Raw genomic sequence first — 17,091 nt, 5'->3', positions numbered from 1 at the left:
TGAAATCGTATGGCTAAGACAGCACAGGAAAAGTTAGATGCTAAAAGAGAAAAAGAGTACAACAAGAAACATAAAAGAATGTACAAGAGATCTGTCGGAGACGTTGTCTTTGATGTACTCAACTATATATTCTTTACATTGTTTACATTAACATGTATCTTCCCATTCTATTACTTGTTTATCAATACGATTTCAAGTAATGATCTGGTTAAAAAGGGTATGATCAATTTCTACCCGAAGGGACTGAATATTGATAACTATTTGAAATTGCGTGAAGTTGGTGATCTGGGAAATGCGTTCTTGGTATCTGTCAGCAGAACGATCCTTGGTACTGCATTGATGGTACTTGCTTCTGCATTCGTTGGTTACTTGGTAACAAAGCAGGAAATGTGGCATAGAAGTTTATGGTATCGTTTCCTCGTTATCACAATGTATTTCAACGCTGGTTTGATCCCAACATACTTGAACTTAGTTATGTTAGGTCTTACAAATAACTACTGGGTATACATCATCCCAGGAATTGTTGCTCCGTACAACATTATCCTCGTTAAGACGTATATAGAGTCTATACCGGGCGAGTTGGAAGAGAGTGCATTTATTGATGGTGCATCATATATGGTAGTATTTCGCAAGTTGATCTGGCCTTTGAGTAAGCCGATCCTTGCTACAATCGCAATCTTCGGTGCGGTAGGTCATTGGAACTCCTTCCAGGATTCCTTGATTTACATGCAGGGTAATGCTAAGTTGTTTACATTGCAGCATAGATTGTATACCTACTTGAACACATCAAGTAACTTGGGCTCGATCATGAACTCTACATCCGGTGCACAGACATCAGATGCAGCAGCTGCTGCATTGAATACCAAGGTTATCAAGTACACGGTAGCCATGGTATCTGTTATCCCTATCCTTTGCGTATATCCTTTCATGCAGAGATATTTCGAAAAAAGTATTATGCTTGGTGCTGTAAAGGGTTAATGTATATTGGTACACTGATGGTTTAGTGAACCAAATCGTAAAGCGAATGAGTTCGAATGGTGTAATGCCATTCGAACTTAAAATAAGAAGAATTAAAACACTTCAGAATGGAGGAAAATTATGAGAAAACTTTTTTCAAAGAAGTTACTTTCTGTACTGTTGGCTTCTAGTATGGTAATTGGTTCTGCATCTGCATTAACAGGTTGTGGAAGCAAAAAGAACGAAGTTATCAAATTGAACGTATACAGTCAGTTGGCAAACTTCTCCGGAAAGCAGATCGGTTGGTCTGCAGACATCCTTAAGAAGAAATTCAACGTAGAGTTGAATATCATTCCTGAGGGAGACGGCGTGTTTGAGACACGTATGACAAGTGGTAACTTAGGTGATATTGTTGTATGGGGTGCTGATAATGATAAGTATCCTTTGGCCGTAAAGAATAATTTATTATTCGGATGGGAAGATGACAATGTATTAGATGAGTACGGTCCATACATCAAGAAAAACATGCCGGATGCTCTTAAGAAAAACAAAGAGTTGACAAAGACGATCACAAATGGTGCCAGTGACAAACTCTATGGTTTTGGTGCTAACGTGGCATTGAACAGTAAAGATCATGAGTCCTTCTTCTATACATGGGATACTCGTTGGGATCTTTACAAGAAACTTGGTTATCCAAAGGTTAAAAACCTTCAGGATTACCACAAAATGCTGAAGAACATGCAGAAGCTTTGCCCATCTGATGATTCCGGTAATAAGGTATACGCTGTATCCTTATGGCCAGACTGGGATGATGCAATGGTAATGTATGTTAAGGCTATGGCTACTGCATATTATGGATACGATGAGTTGGCACTTGGATTATATGATCCAACCAATGGTAAGTATCATGATGCATTGGAAGAGAATGGTCCATATCTTGAGATGTTGAAGTGGTTCAACGATCTGTATCAGGATGGATTGATCGACCCTGACTCTATGACACAGACATATGATGAGATGATCGCTAAGGTTCAGAATGGTGGTACATTGTTCTCCATCTTCAACTACAGTGGATCTCTTGGTTACAACACAAAAGAGCATACATCTGCCGGCAAGCTTATGTACTGCATGAAACCAGAAGATGCTTCACCAATCGTTTATGGTATGAATACACAGGGTGGAGATAGAGTTTGGTCTATCGGTGCTAAGACTGAGTACCCTGAGAAATGTATGGAAATTATCAACTATCTCGCTACTCCAGAGGGTCGTATGACAATGGAATATGGTCCAAAGGGTTATACTTGGGATTATGATGATCAGAAACATGCATACTTGACAGATGTCGGAGTAAAATGTCAGAACGATAAAAATACCACAATGGGTGGCGGTTATAAGGGATCTTACCATGATGGCGAGTTGCAGATCAACAACGTAACATGGTCTCTCGATGCTTCTAACCCGGATTCTGACGGTGAGACATACAACAAAGAGAGCTGGGCAAGCTACAACGCTACTCCATCTAGCGATATCGAGAAAGATTGGCGTGATAAGACTGGTTGTACAACGATCAATGAGTACATGGAGAAAGGTAAATATACTGTAGCTCCTGGTACATCATTCTCCAAGGAGACTCAGGATACTACTCTTAAGACTACTTGGAATCAGGTTACAACTGAGATCAAGAACTCTTCTTGGAAAGCAATCTATGCTAAATCTGACAAAAAGTTTGACAGCGTTGTTGCAGGTATGAAGAAGAGCGCTAAGAAGTATGGTTATGATAAGTGCGTTGAGTGGTCACGTAACCAGGCTTCCAGAAGAAAAGCATTGGAAGATGCAATTACACAGTAAAATTTGAGTTCATATGAACTTGAGAATAATGGAACGGGCTGTTTGTTAATGCAAGCAGCCCATTCTGTATCTATGTATTAGATAAAAGTGTTAAGCGGCATTTTAACAGCTTAATCATAGAATGGAGATTAAATGCACATGTAATGTGCAGGAATGTGAAATAATATGAGTAAATTATTTAGTTTGGACAGCGGATTATATAAGTTTATGAGCCGTTTGTTTGATATGTTGAAGTTAAATGCGATGTGGATACTTTGTAGTATTCCGATCGTAACGATTGGAGCATCTACAACCGCAGCGTTTACAATTACGCTGAAAATGGTGGATGAAGAGGAAGGTTATATTGCAGGACCATTTTTGAAAGAGTTTAAGGCAAATTTGTTTAAGGGAAGTGCGATTGGGCTTATACAATTGTTTGCTACGTATGCCATTTATTTAGATTTTCAATTAGCGCGTGTTAGTGAAAGGTATGGAACGCTGTGCACCGTAGTCGGCGTGATCGCTATTGTAATGACCGTAATGCATTTTTTATATGCATATGCGCTGTTAGCGAGATACGAAAATACGATCGTCAACACATTGCGTAATTCGTATTCAATTTGTGTAAAATATTTTTTGAAAACCTTGTTTTTGCTTGTGACATTGTTTGTAGAATATTTGGTGTTCTATCAATTGCATTGGACATTATTGTTTTTTGGCATTATATTGGGACCGGCATGCTTTATATTGACGATCAGTGGATTTGCCAGACAATTTTTCCGTAATATTGAGAGAGAAAATGATCTGCGTGAGGAAGAAAGTAAGCAGGAAAAGGCAAATGAGCGTCAGGGAATTTGGAAAGAGGCGTTTGAAGATCAAGAGGAAAGTGATCCTAAGTAATGAAAATAATGAATTGAGAATAGATGAGTCTGGCGTTAGATGAACGCCTTGTATAAAAGAGGACAGTTATACGGACAAGGAGAATTTGTTTGTATGGCTGTTTTCTTTAATTAATAGGAAACTGCTGTTGTGTAGTGTGACATCATCGCAAAGTGCTGGCTTTGCTTTTTTAATTAATAGGAAACTGCTGTTGTGTAGTGTGACATCATCGCAAAGCGCTGGCTTTGCTTTTTTAATTAATGGGAAACTGCTGTTGTGTAGTGTGACATCATCGCAAAGCGCTGGCTTTGCTTTTTTATTTGGACGAAGAAAGTAAATTTGTAAAAAGAAAGCGTGGATCGCGAGTTCTATTTCGTAGAGAGCATTCATAATAATAGGATAATAAAGGCTGTAGGTTATGTACCGTTATAAAGGTGCTGGCTGAGTGAATCGTTGTGGGGGATGGAAGGATGCATGGAACCAAAATTATTGTTTTGCGAATGAAAGAATTGATATATACAGCAATTTTTGCCGGTGTTGGAATTATATTACTGTTACTCATCGTATATTTGTTTGTTGGAAAAGGGAGATCAGAAGGTAAACAAGATACTGCTGACGCAAATGAAAGATATCAGGCAGGGATATATACGAAGGATATCACATTAGGGGAGAGTACTGCCAGTTTAGAGGTGGCATTAGATACGGATCATATTAAGTCCGTAAAGATTGTTCCATTAGATGAAAGTATTACAACGATGTATCCATTAATGGAGCCGGCAGTGAAAAGTGTATCCAACCAGCTTGCGGCGGGAGTTGCGCCAGAAGAGGTGGAGCTGACGAAAGAGTCCAAGTACACGCAACAGATCATTGTTGATGCGGTAGAGGAAATTTTAGAGGAACAAGGTGCGTCAAATCAAACCGTAAAGTGATAGACCGAAATATTTTGAACGTGGTATACTATAAATCATGAAAGAGATAAATACGGAGGAAAATATGGGGTTACAATTTATATTAGGAAATGCCGGTGGAGGCAAAACATGGTACATAGAGCATCAGGCCGCAGCAATGGCGAGCAAAGATATGAAGAGGCAGATCTTTGTCGTTGTGCCGGAGCAGTTTACAATGCAAACACAAAGAAATCTTGTCGCATTGAGTGAGCGTCACGGTCTGTGGAATATAGAGGTGCAGAGTTTTCCGCGCCTTGCTTTTCGTGTGTTTGGCGAGACAGGTGCAGGAATGGCACCGGTTATCGATGATCTGGGTAAGACGATGATACTAAAAAAGGTATTGATGGGGCTGCAAGATCAGTTGACATATTTTGGGCGAAATATACATAAAAAGGGATATGTGGCGGAGATAAAATCATTTTTATCGGAATTAATGCAATATGATATTGCATCGGATGGATTGGAACAGATGAAAGAATCGGCAAAATCGCATCCGGTTTTGCGGCAGAAACTGCAAGATGTAGAAGTGGCATATGCCGCATTTTTGGATTATCTGCAGGATAATTACATTACCTCTGAAGAAATACTCACCGTATTTGCGGATGTAGCAGAGCGGTCCAATATTTTGAAAGACAGTATATTATATCTGGATGGATTTACAGGATTTACGCCGGTGCAGTATAAGCTGCTGCGAAAGTTGTTGCGCGTATGTGGTCAGGTGAATGTTACAGTGACATTGGACAAGCGGGAACAGGTTTGGAAAATGGACAAGAAATATAAGCTCTTTTATCTGAGTCAGAAAACCATTTATCATTTAACAGAAATAGCAAGAGAAGAGCATTGCGATATTGCAGAACCGATTTGGACAGGTACCGTAAAAGAGGAGACGCGTTTCGCGGATAATATTGAGCTTGGATATTTGGAGCGAAATTTATTCCGTTATCCGGTCAGACCATATAAAGAAGAGGTGCAAAATATTACGGTCCATTGTTTGCGGCAGCCAGAGGACGAGGTGCATTTTATGATCGAGGAAATCATGGCACTTCGTGAACAGGAAAGCTTTCGATATCGCGACGTAGCGATCGTGACCGGAAATATGGACATTTATGGGACGTTGATCAAAGGAGAAATGGAGCGCAAAGGGATGCCCTGTTTCATAGACCAAAAGAAGAGCATACTTGCAAATCCGGTTGTGGATACGATAAGCAGTATGTTAGATGTGTTGCGTAAGGATTTTGATTATGAGAGTACGATCAAACTGTTAAAGAGTGGATTTATACAGCGTACAGGGTGTCCGACAAATGGGACAAAAGAGTGGGGAAATGCTGTGCAGCTTTTGGACAATTTTCTGCTGGCATCTGGAGTTCGAGGGCACAAAAACTGGGAAAAAGAATGGGACACCGGATATGTTTTTCGAAGAAAGACAGAAGATATAGCTACAGAAGCCTCGGAAACGATCAATTGGCTGAGACAGGAAACGTGGGATCGATTGTCGGATTTCTATGGACGTATTGCGCGTGGCAAGCATCGTGTGCGTGAATATGCGGAAACAATTTGTGATTTCATGGAGCAGGAGCAGATTTATTTGCAAATTCAGAAACGTATAGAGAGGTTTAGGGAAGAGGGAAATTTTGAAGCGGTCAAAGAATATGAACAGATTTATGATGTGATCATAGAAGTACTTGATCGCTTGGTGGCATTGCTGGGGGATGAAGAAATGCCTTTGGCAGAGTTTATTGAAATACTGAATACCGGATTTGATGAGGCGCGTATTGGTTTGATACCGCCCGGAGTGGATCAGATCATGGTAGGAGATCTGTCAAGAACACGTTTGTATGGAATCAAGTATCTATTTTTGTTGGGTGTTAATGACGGAAATATTCCAATGACCGGAGATGGCGGCGGTATTTTATCCGATGCAGAACGAGAGTTTTTGACGGGAGAAAGCTATGCATTGGCACCTACCGCAAGAGAGAAAATATATACCGAACAGTTCTATCTGTATTTATGTTTGACCAAACCATCACAGAGGCTGTATTTGACATATAGTGCAACTGCTAACGATGGAACTGCTTTACAGCCGGCGTATTTGATCGATCGGGTTCAGAATATTTTTCCAAAACTTCAGATTCAAAATGTAGCAGAGTCGCGAGGTAGATTGCGCGATATTTTGAGAGATGATTACGGCAGAGGGTATTTGATCCGAGGTCTGCGAATGGGATGGCAAGACAATGCTGCTTGGAACGAATTGTATCGACAGTATCGTTTGCAGGAGCAGGAGTTAGCATGTGCCCCAAAAGACGGACAGAAGAAAACGCTGAATCATCGTGGTGAGTTGGATCGCCTGATAGATGCTGCATTATATATTGCACCAGAGAGTAAGATCTCGAAAGAGGCGGCAACGGCATTGTATCACGAAGTGATCACCGGCAGCGTATCGCAGTTTGAAAAGTTCAGTGCCTGCCCATTTGCGTATTACATGCAGTATGGGCTGCAGCTAGAGGAGCGAATGGAACATGAAGTTCAGTTTTTTGATATTGGAAATATTGTGCATGAGGCATTGGAACGCTATACAAAGACGCTTCTTGACCGGCATATCGGGTGGGCAGATGTTGATGAAGAGCAGCAGCATATATTGGCAAATCAGTGTTTGAACCATACGGTGGAGGAATACAAAAACGGTTTATTGTACGATACGGAAAGGGATGCCAGCTTGGTAGAGCGATTGCGCCGTATTATGCTTCGGACTGTTTGGGCGATCACGGAGCAAATGAAACTGGGGAAGTTCGATACGGTAGACAGTGAGGTAAGCTTCCGGATGGACAAAGAAAAGCAGACGTATATTGGCCGCGTGGATCGTATTGATACGATGGAAACTGAGGAAAATATTTACGTTAAGATCGTGGATTACAAAACCGGCAAGAAGGATCTGTCACTGTCGGACCTTTATTATGGACTGCAATTACAGCTTATGGTGTATCTTCGGGCAGCAGTGGATAAACAGACACGTAGAAGTAAGAAAATGGTTATCCCGGCGGGTGTCCTATATTATCATATAGAAGATCCGTTTGTGACAAGCAGATTGGATTTCGAGGAGAAGAGAACATATCTGCTGAATGAACTGCTCATGCGAGGATTGGTAAATGAGGAAGATCCGGTTCTGCCATCATTAGATGCGACGTTGGCCGGAGAAGAGGGGACATTAGCGGCTTCTGCAAAATCCTTGGTCGTACCGGTCGGAACAAAAAAAGATGGAATGCTTAAGAAAAATGCGGCTACGATCACAACGGAAAATTTCAAGGAATTGATTGATTTTACAGAGCGTAAGCTGCAGGAGATCGGTGTACAGATCGGAGCAGGAGAGACAAGTGTGCATCCGTACCAAAAGGCGGACAGTATGAAATCTTGTGCCTGTGATTATTGCAATTATCATGGAATCTGTGGATTTGATGCAAAACTTGCCGGCAATTCATATCGAAAAATATGGCCAAAGACAAACGATGATGTATTTTCGGAGATACGCAGAGAGAGTGATGTTCCATCGGAGGATAGGAAAGGAAACGAAGTAAATGATGTTATTCCATCAGAGGATAGGAAAGAGAACGAAGTAAATGATTTTGTTCCATCAGAGGATAGGAAAGGGAACGAGGCATCAGGAAAGGAGGAGACGCGATGAAACCACAATGGACTGCGGATCAACAGAAAGTAATTGATTTGCGAGATAGTAACATACTAGTTTCTGCAGCGGCGGGATCCGGTAAAACAGCCGTGTTGGTAGAACGAATTATTGGGCGGATCACAGATAGGCAGACGCCGGTTGACATTGACCGTCTTCTCGTAGTGACATTTACAAAAGCGGCTGCAGCAGAAATGCGTGGGCGAATCGGTGAGGCGTTACAGCAAAAATTAGAACAGACGCCGGATGACGATAATTTACAGCGGCAGATCGGATTGTTACATAATGCGCAGATTACGACGATTGACAGCTTTTGTCAACATATTATACGCAATTATTTTCACGTGATCGATTTAGATCCAATGTTTCAAGTAGGGGACGAGACAGATCTAAAGATTATGAAAGAGGCTGTTCTTGGTGAGGTGTTGGAGCAGAAATATGCGGATGCACGCCAAAAGGAAAATCAGGTATTTTTGGATGCGATGCAGATGTTTGCGACAGGAAGAACAGACAAAGAAATTGAATCCATAGTATTGAAGTTATACGAATTAGCACAAAGTTATCCGTTTCCGGATGAGCAATTGGAGCAATGGAAGAATTCATATGCATTGCGTTCTGTAGAGGAAATGGAACAAACGGAGTGGATGGAAAAATATATTGCAGACGTGCAGATGATTGTTGCAGAATGTGAAAAGAAAGCATTTGCGGCATATCAGATCAGTGTAGATGGGGTTGGTTTGGAAGCATATACGCCTACGATCCAGACAGAATGGCAGCAGATCAAAGAGCTGCGGGAATGCAAGACATTGCAGGAACTTTGTGATGGGATCGGAAAGATATCATTTGGAAGATTGAGTGCGATTCGCGGCAATAAGCATGATAAGGAACTTCAGGAGCAAATAAAAGCACTTCGCGCAAGCTATAGGGATAAAGGTATTGAACAGTTACAAAAAGAAATGTTAGCGGAACCCCCGGAAGAAATGCTCGCCATGATGCAGCAAATGGATGCACCTGTCCGTGAATTGGTACAGCTGACAATCGATTTTGGAAAGGCATTTGCCGAGAAAAAGAGAGAAGACGGCATCATTGATTTTGCAGATATGGAACATTTTGCACTGCAGATCCTGGTGACGAGAGACGAGGATGGAAATAGCGTGCCGAGTGCAACGGCGAAAGAATTGCAGGAGTATTATGAAGAGATCATGACGGATGAGTATCAGGATAGCAATTATGTCCAGGAAATGATACTGACCAGCATCAGCCGTGGTCCGGAGCAAAGTCCGTACTTGTTTATGGTGGGTGATGTTAAGCAGAGCATTTACCAGTTCCGCTTAGCGAGACCGGATCTGTTTATGGAGAAATACCATGCTTATGATACGGAAGAAGGCGGAAATCGTCGGATCGATCTGCGTCAGAACTTTCGAAGCCGTGCGTCAGTATTGGAATCGGCCAATTATATTTTTGAACGGATCATGCGTCAAGACTTTGGCGGCATCGCCTATGATGATGCGGCAAAATTAGTTCCGGGGGCAGTATTTGATCCATGCGAAGAGCGGACAGCGGATCAGACAGAAATAATTTTGCTTAATATGGATGCTCAGGAGGATAATGATTTTGGAAAGCGCGAATTGGAAGCGATGGCAATCGGACAGAAGATCCGCGACATGGTGCAGGGAGATCATCCGATGTATGTATCCGATAAAGGCGGGTATCGTCCGATAGAATACCGGGATATCGTCATATTGCTGCGCAGTATGAAAGGATGGACGGAAGAATTTCAAGAGACGTTGGCGGATATGGGTATTCCGGCGATGGCACCCAAAAAGACCGGATATTTTGCAACATTGGAAGTGCAGACAATGCTAAATTTGCTGCGGGTTATTGACAATCCGAGACAAGATATTCCGTTTGTGGCGGTGCTGCGATCACCGATCTATGGGCTGCAGGATGAGGAACTTGCCAAGATAGCAGCGGAGCGAAGTGGCTTGCAATACTTGGATAATATATGGGCGTATTGTGACCGACATGAGGACGTATTGTCAGAAAAACTGTCCGATTTGTTGGACACATTGCAGGAGTATCGGCGTAAAGCGGAAACAGTTTCTGTGTATGAACTGCTTCGTGAAATTTATGAAGAGACAGGGTATTACGCTTTGATGTCGGCAATGCCGGGGGGCGAGCAAAGAAGTGCAAATCTCGATATTTTGCTGCAGCAGGCAATTGAATTTGCTGAAAATGGACATCGTGGAATATTTGGATTTTGCCGGTACATTGAAATGCTCAAAAAATCAGATATTGATTTTGGGGAAGCAACTGTCGGAACGGTGGCGAATGCAGTCCAGTTAGTTAGTATTCATAAGAGCAAGGGGCTTGAGTTTCCGGTAGTGTTTGTTGCCGGTATGGGCAAACAATTTAATAAGCAGGATATGCGCAAGAAATTATTGCTGGACGTTGATTACGGAGTGGGTGCTAATTACGTGGATCTGGAGGAACGTCTGTACAAGCCTACAGTTATGAAACGTTTTATTGCAAGACAGATGTTAGAAAATTCTTTGAGTGAGGAAGTGCGCATTTTGTATGTTGCGCTGACAAGAGCCAAAGAGAAACTGATCCTTACAGGCACAGTGAAGGGATTGGACAAAAAATTGCAGAGCTGGAATCTGACAGGAGCATCGCTGCAGCATTCCGCATTGTTAGGTGCTGCGACGTATTTGGACTGGATTATGCCGGCACTGGTGGACAGACCGATCTTTGGACAGTGCATAAGTCATGTGATAGATGGACAAGCACAGAATACAGAAAATTCGCAGAAGGATGAAAAGGCGAAGGAAGCTGCGCAGGAGCAGGAAGATCCGTCGATGAAGGATCAAGTTTTATACGACAGCAAAGATCAGGATTCGCTGTTTCGATTGGAAGTGATCCGTGCGGATGCACAGATTGCCGGGGAGATGGAACAGTTAGAACAAATATTACTGCGTAGAGAAGCGCTGAAACATCAAGACATCACAAAAGAGTATGATGCAGAGCTTGCAGAGCAGTTGCGCCGCCAAAGAAAATATCAATATCCGTATGCAAATGAGCAGAAATTGCCGGTTAAAATTTCTGTGACCGAGTTAAAACGAAGAGCGATGGAGCAGCAGAAAATGGCGGTGCGTGCGGAAGTGCCAGAAGATGAAGTTACAGAAATGGTGCCAGGCACTGCAGATCGGCAGACTGGCATAGAAGATGAGGCAGTCTACGATATTCCACAGCCAAAATTCCGTCAAACGGAAGAATCTATCGGTGCTGCTGAGCGGGGAACATTATATCATTTCGTGATGGAGCATTTGCCGTATGAACAAATGGGAGATCACTTTACGGCAGAGATGATGCTTGCGCAGATGCAAGAAGCGGGATTGCTGAAGGAGGCAGAAAGAAACTGTTTGAAACCGCAAAAATTTGATCGTTTCATGCAGTCGGAGCTTGGAAAACGAATGCAGCAGGCGGCAAAACGAGGGGCATTACGCCGTGAACAGCAGTTTATGTTAGAAATACCGGTTATGGAATTGTACCCGGAGTTGGAAAGTGAAGAGACCGTTCTCGTGCAGGGAATCATTGATGCTTGTTTTGAAGAAGATGGCGAATGGGTGTTGGTGGATTATAAGACGGATTATGTCCGCTATGGTATGGAACAAACATTGGTGGACAGATACCGTGTTCAGTTAGAACAATACGCACGTGCCTTGGAGCAGCTCACAGGAATGAAAGTACGGGAACAGATCATTTATTCGTTTGCACTCGATAAACATATTCCTGTCCCTGTTTGCGGACAAAAGAAATAGCGCCGACATGACGAAGTACATTTACGGCAGTGCGTGCATAACGTATCGCTAAATGGGATTCTTTGGCGTAATCTTTTGCAGTGAATTCTGCAGGGAGCGTGTCTGGGATCATGCATTGGTAATCGCCGGTACTGCCGATATAAATTTCATCGACAAGTGCTGTAGGAATACGGTCGTAGCGAGTCGATCCACGTTTGCGGTCTGTACTCCACCCGTTTAACAGTCGATACTCTTCGGCATCGATCAGGGGCAGACACAGGTGTAAATTAGGATGATTTAGAAACATTTTAATTTTGTATAATTCATAAAAAGCGTCGTAACGGCTTCCGGTCTTGGGAGACTTGCGGCGCTTTGTCACTTCACCGGTTTGTTCATCGATCCAGCAGATCCATTTGGTATGTATAATAGGATGAACGATCGTGACCGGATAATGGGACAGGAAACAGTTTAGTTTACGACGCATAGCATTTAAGCTGCGCGTTTGTATTTCAATAATTTCGTTGTCGCGCAAAATATCGGCAACATAATTTTCTATCGGAATTTCCTGATGAGAAGGATCCGGTTCATAGAAATTTTTTAATACAGCATGCACGGTCTTTTCGGATAAGGTACCGATGCCCTTTTGCAGGCATTGCTGCCGCATTACTTTCTCGCAGGCAGCGTGAAATAATTGTTTGTCACAATCTGCTACACTCATTATAAATGCTCCCATTCTGTTCATAAATTCTGTAATCAGTATAAAGACTGTGCGGAAAAATGTCCAGCCGCGCCCAATAAAAAACCATACCAAGTATTGATTCCAAATATCGCTTTGCATAGAAGAAAGAAAATGGTAAATACTAACTTGACATAGAAAAGATGATAGCGATGAATGATCAATATGGAGGATAGCGATGCAGGGAAAGATCTTTGAAGGGGATTACAAGACGCGGTGCAAAAATATAGATTCGCTGCTTTGCGTTGGCGATACGTTTGATATGTTAAAAAGAGAGATCCGGTTAGGGGATCGCCATGCGGTATTTTACATGATCGATGGATTTTTGAAGGGGGAAGTGCTGGAAAAGATCATGGAATTTTTTTTGTCACTTGCACCGGAAGATGTTCCGGAAACCTATGAAGATTTTTTGAAAAAATGTACGCCGTATGGAGATATTGTGACGGTGACAACAGAACAGGATTTTTTGCATTATGTGCTGTCGGGTCTGACAGGCTTTGTCGTAGAGGGGTATGATGAAATACTGGTGATCGACCTAAGGGACTATCCGAGCCGAAGTGTGGAAGAGCCGGATAAGGATAAGGTGCTGCGAGGATCCAGAGATGGCTTTGTGGAGGCAATCATGCCAAATATTGCACTGATCCGGCGCCGTATTCGTGATGTGGATCTTAAGTTTGAAATTTACAGTATAGGAAGCAGTTCACGCACAGATATTTCCGTAGTATATATGAAAGACCGTGTGAATCAGAAAGCGTTATCTATTATACAAAAGCGGTTAAAAAAGATTTCTGTGGATTCCTTAACGATGAATCAGGAAAGTTTGGCAGAAGTGCTTATGCCACGCAATTGGTGGAATCCATACCCGAAGTTCAAATATACAGAGCGGCCGGATACGGCAGCAGCGTGCATATTGGAAGGAAGTATTACGGTTCTGGTAGATAACTCGCCTTCTGCCATGATCATACCGACTTCTCTATTTGATATAATAGAAGATCCAAATGATTACTATTTCCCGCCGGTCACAGGAACGTATTTGCGAATGACACGTATACTGACAAGTATAATGGCATTATTTGTCACTCCTGTGTATCTGCTATTGCTTCGCTATCCGGATTATGTCCCGGACTGGCTCGGTTTTGTTATGATCCAAGATGAAATGAACGTCCCGCCGTTATTGCAATTGCTATTGTTAGAGCTGGCAATTGACGGACTAAGAATGGCAGCCGTCAACACGCCGAGTATGCTGACAACACCGCTCAGTGTTGTGGCAGGTATTGTGTTTGGAGATTATACCGTAAATTCGGGATGGTTTAACAGTGAGATCATGTTATATATGGCGTTTGTGGCAGTTGCCAATTATACGCAAAATAATATGGAATTGGGATATGCGATAAAGTTTCAGCGTATCATACTGTTGGTGTTGACTGGCGTGTTTGGAATATGGGGGTTTATTACGGGAATATTGTTAATGATCGTCGCTTTTTTTACCAATCGCACGATGGCAGGAAGAGGCTATTTGTATCCGCTGATCCCATGGGATGGACATCAGTTATTTAAGCGGTTTTTTCGTGTTAGTCTGACACGCAATGAAAAGGTTTCCGCACAGGGACGCAATCGTTAATAAACATGCAGTGCGTCAGCTCATTTAATAATAATGTTTTCTGTATTTTGCTTGATTTTTTGGTGGATTGGATATACAATAGTTACGCCTAAAAGAGAGAGAGTAGGCCGTCAATAAAACAAAGGAGGCGTAATACAATGAAAAAGTTGCAAAGGGCGTTGTCGGTGTTTGCAATGATGCTAACAGCGTGTTTAACACTGCCGTCCATGGCACAAGCAGCAGAAACGACAAAAAGTATAGGGGATAATTTATCGCTATTGTATTGCATTCCGTTTGCCGGAATCTTATTATGTATCGCGATCTGTCCACTTGTAGCTGGAGAATGGTGGGAAAAAAGAAAACCGATCGTTGTGGCTTTTTGGTCACTTGCATTCCTTATTCCATTTGCGATCGCGGTAGGTATGGGAACTGCTTGGGAAGAGCTTTTGGAAGCCATTATAGGTGACTATTTGACGTTTATTGTCCTATTATTTGGACTGTTCTGCGTGGCAGGAAATATATCGTTAGAGGGTGATCTGGTTGGCAAGCCGAAGTTAAATGTTTTGCTTTTGATGATCAGTACATTATTGTCAAGCTGGATCGGTACGACCGGAGCAAGTATGTTGATGATCCGTCCGATGATCCGTGCGAACAAATGGCGTAGACGTAAAGTACAGGTTATGGTATTTTTCATTTTCTTAGTATCTAATATCGGAGGATGTTTGACACCGGTTGGCGATCCACCACTTCTGATGGGATTTATGAATGGTGTGGATTTCTTCTGGAGCTTGAATTTGCTGCCGGTAATGATCCTGAATGTAGTTTTGCTGCTTGCATTGTTTTATGTGATTGACAGCAGAGCATATAAGAAAGATCTTGCAGAAGGTGCAAAACAGCCGGAAGTTAGTGGTGAGCACAAGAAACTCCGCTTAAACGGTGCACATAATATTATCTTTTTGGTAATGATCATCGTGGCAGTTATATTAAGTGGTGTTCTTCCTAAGACGGTGCCATTCTTTAAGGGATCGATTCATTTTTATGGAGAAGTAGAATTAGGATTTGCATCGATCTTGGAGATGGTTATGATCTTGGCAGCAGCGTTTTTGTCATACAAGACTACGAAAAAAGAAGTGCGCGAGGCAAATCATTTTACATGGGATGCGATCCAAGAGGTTGCAACTTTGTTTATCGGAATATTTGTAACAATGATTCCGGCATTGCTTATTTTGAAAGCGAGAGGTGCTTCGCTGGGTGTAAATGAGCCATGGCAGTACTTCTGGATGACCGGACTTTTATCCAGCTTTTTGGACAACACGCCAACCTATTTGGTGTTCTTTACAACGGCAGCGTCGTCGGGACTTGCCGGAGCAAGCATGATCTCAACGGCAATCGGACAGATACCGAAGATATTCCTGATGGCGATTTCCTGTGGTGCAGTATTCATGGGCGCCAATACGTATATTGGTAATGCGCCAAACTTTATGGTGCGCTCGATTGCTGAGGAAAATGATATTAAAATGCCTTCTTTCTTTGGATATATGGGATGGTCGATCAGTTGTCTGATCCCGGTATTTATTATCGATATGCTTGTTTTCTTTATCTTTTAATTGTAGAGTATTTGAGCAAAAAGGCCGGCACACTACTTTTTCAGTGTGCCGGCTTCTCTTTTGCGATATTGATTTGGGGTACACCCATATTTTCTAAGAAAGCTTTTCGAAAAATAACTTAAATGATTAAATCCGCATGCAAGAGCAATCTCAGTAATGCTATAGGAAGTATTGCTGAGCAGATTACAGCTAATCTCCATACGGTAATCGTTGAGAAAAGAGACCGGTGATTGCTGCAAGTATGCCTGAAATATTTTACAGCATTTGCTTCGGCTGATATTGCCGGCGCTTGCAATATCATCTAATCCGATATCCTCTGCATAGTGCTCGTGAATATAAGTTACCATTTGCTTTTGCAGGGAAATATCAGGATTTTTTTGCAAACCGGCCGTCTGCAGTTCTTGTGTGCTATGCTGGTAAATACAGTGCCACAGACAGTGAAAAAGTCCATTTAACAGGCAGAGAACGCTATCTTCATGCTGCATGCGGGCAGCAAAAATCTGATCCACCAATGAAACAATCTGTTGATAATCCGCATCGCTCCAATGAAACAACCAGTATGAGATATTGGAGGAATGAACGATGGGGTAAACGCTTTCCTGGTAAATGTGCAGATTCGATTTGAAAATATTGGGATGTAACAATTCTACGCAAAATTTACAGTCTTCTTCTCCGTTAGCGTAGCCGTAATGCAGCTGACCGGAGTTGACAATAATGATGTCGCCGGCACGAAGCAATATCTGCTCGCCGTTTATTTCATAGTTCATAGATCCCTCGTATATACGGATACATTCAATGTCGGGATGCCAGTGACAAAGAGCTTTATGACCTGTAAATTGGGACAAAAGCCGTTCCTGTATGGCATAAGGAAGCTTATTGGAGTCATAGTGAATGATCTCAGAAGCGTCCTGCATAATTTCTATATCTATCATAAGTATCTCCTTGCCTATTAATTATCGCGTGTTTTCTGCGTTTGTTAAGGGTTATTATAGCAAACAAACACGATAATTACAACTTTTGTTATTTTTGTGTCAAAAAAACGGCAGAAAAATACAAAAGTTA

10 protein-coding genes are annotated in these 17,091 nt (G+C 42.2%); 8 read left to right on the top strand and 2 right to left on the bottom strand.

Features of this window, described 5'->3' with window-relative positions; all coding sequences use genetic code 11:
• The first annotated feature begins 9 nt into the window (after nt 1-9).
• The 6 genes from ACSAJE_RS09255 to addA all read left to right on the top strand — a co-directional run bounded on the left by ACSAJE_RS09255 (nt 10) and on the right by addA (nt 12,107).
• Nucleotides 10-978 carry a carbohydrate ABC transporter permease gene (locus ACSAJE_RS09255; protein ID WP_458008908.1) on the top strand — a complete coding sequence of 323 codons (969 nt, stop codon included), beginning with the start codon at nt 10-12 and terminating at the stop codon, nt 976-978.
• Nucleotides 979-1,098: 120 nt separating this feature from the next.
• Nucleotides 1,099-2,805 (top strand): hypothetical protein, encoded by a 1,707-nt coding sequence (locus tag ACSAJE_RS09250; RefSeq protein WP_458008907.1) that lies wholly within the window; start codon nt 1,099-1,101, stop codon nt 2,803-2,805.
• 165 nt (nt 2,806-2,970) lie between these two features.
• Nucleotides 2,971-3,684, top strand: coding sequence for a YesL family protein (locus tag ACSAJE_RS09245; protein WP_118507342.1), 714 nt, complete (start codon nt 2,971-2,973; stop codon nt 3,682-3,684).
• A 449-nt stretch (nt 3,685-4,133) separates the two neighbouring features.
• Nucleotides 4,134-4,592, top strand: a complete 459-nt coding sequence (locus ACSAJE_RS09240) for a hypothetical protein (RefSeq protein WP_118691135.1) — start codon at nt 4,134-4,136, stop codon at nt 4,590-4,592.
• A 64-nt stretch (nt 4,593-4,656) separates the two neighbouring features.
• The gene (gene addB / locus ACSAJE_RS09235; protein ID WP_458008906.1) at nt 4,657-8,286 is read left to right on the top strand and encodes a helicase-exonuclease AddAB subunit AddB; all 3,630 of its coding nucleotides are present in this window, start codon (nt 4,657-4,659) and stop codon (nt 8,284-8,286) included.
• Nucleotides 8,283-12,107: a helicase-exonuclease AddAB subunit AddA gene (gene addA, locus ACSAJE_RS09230; protein ID WP_458008905.1), complete on the top strand. Its 3,825-nt coding sequence runs from the start codon at nt 8,283-8,285 to the stop codon at nt 12,105-12,107. Before addB ends, addA begins: the two co-directional genes overlap by 4 nt.
• On the opposite strand, the gene ACSAJE_RS09225 is transcribed toward addA, so the two are convergent.
• Complete coding sequence (locus ACSAJE_RS09225; protein ID WP_458008904.1) at nt 12,046-12,804, bottom strand: hypothetical protein; 759 nt, start codon at nt 12,802-12,804, stop codon at nt 12,046-12,048. The genes addA and ACSAJE_RS09225 overlap by 62 nt on opposite strands.
• A gap of 196 nt (nt 12,805-13,000) precedes the next feature.
• Between ACSAJE_RS09225 and ACSAJE_RS09220 the strand changes: the two genes are divergently transcribed.
• Both ACSAJE_RS09220 and ACSAJE_RS09215 read left to right on the top strand, forming a co-directional pair.
• Nucleotides 13,001-14,443, top strand: coding sequence for a spore germination protein (locus ACSAJE_RS09220; RefSeq protein ID WP_118691138.1), 1,443 nt, complete (start codon nt 13,001-13,003; stop codon nt 14,441-14,443).
• 137 nt (nt 14,444-14,580) lie between these two features.
• The gene (locus ACSAJE_RS09215) at nt 14,581-16,029 is read left to right on the top strand and encodes a sodium:proton antiporter (protein WP_458008903.1); all 1,449 of its coding nucleotides are present in this window, start codon (nt 14,581-14,583) and stop codon (nt 16,027-16,029) included.
• Nucleotides 16,030-16,061: 32 nt separating this feature from the next.
• Here ACSAJE_RS09215 and ACSAJE_RS09210 read toward each other — a convergent pair whose 3' ends face one another.
• Nucleotides 16,062-16,961, bottom strand: a complete 900-nt coding sequence (locus ACSAJE_RS09210) for an AraC family transcriptional regulator (protein WP_458008902.1) — start codon at nt 16,959-16,961, stop codon at nt 16,062-16,064.
• Between the last annotated feature and the right edge of the window lie 130 nt (nt 16,962-17,091).

Source organism: Jutongia sp. SJQ-6 (assembly GCF_054161275.1).
The sequence above is the reverse complement of the archived record's forward strand: the minus strand, read 5'-3'. Positions and strand labels throughout refer to the sequence as shown.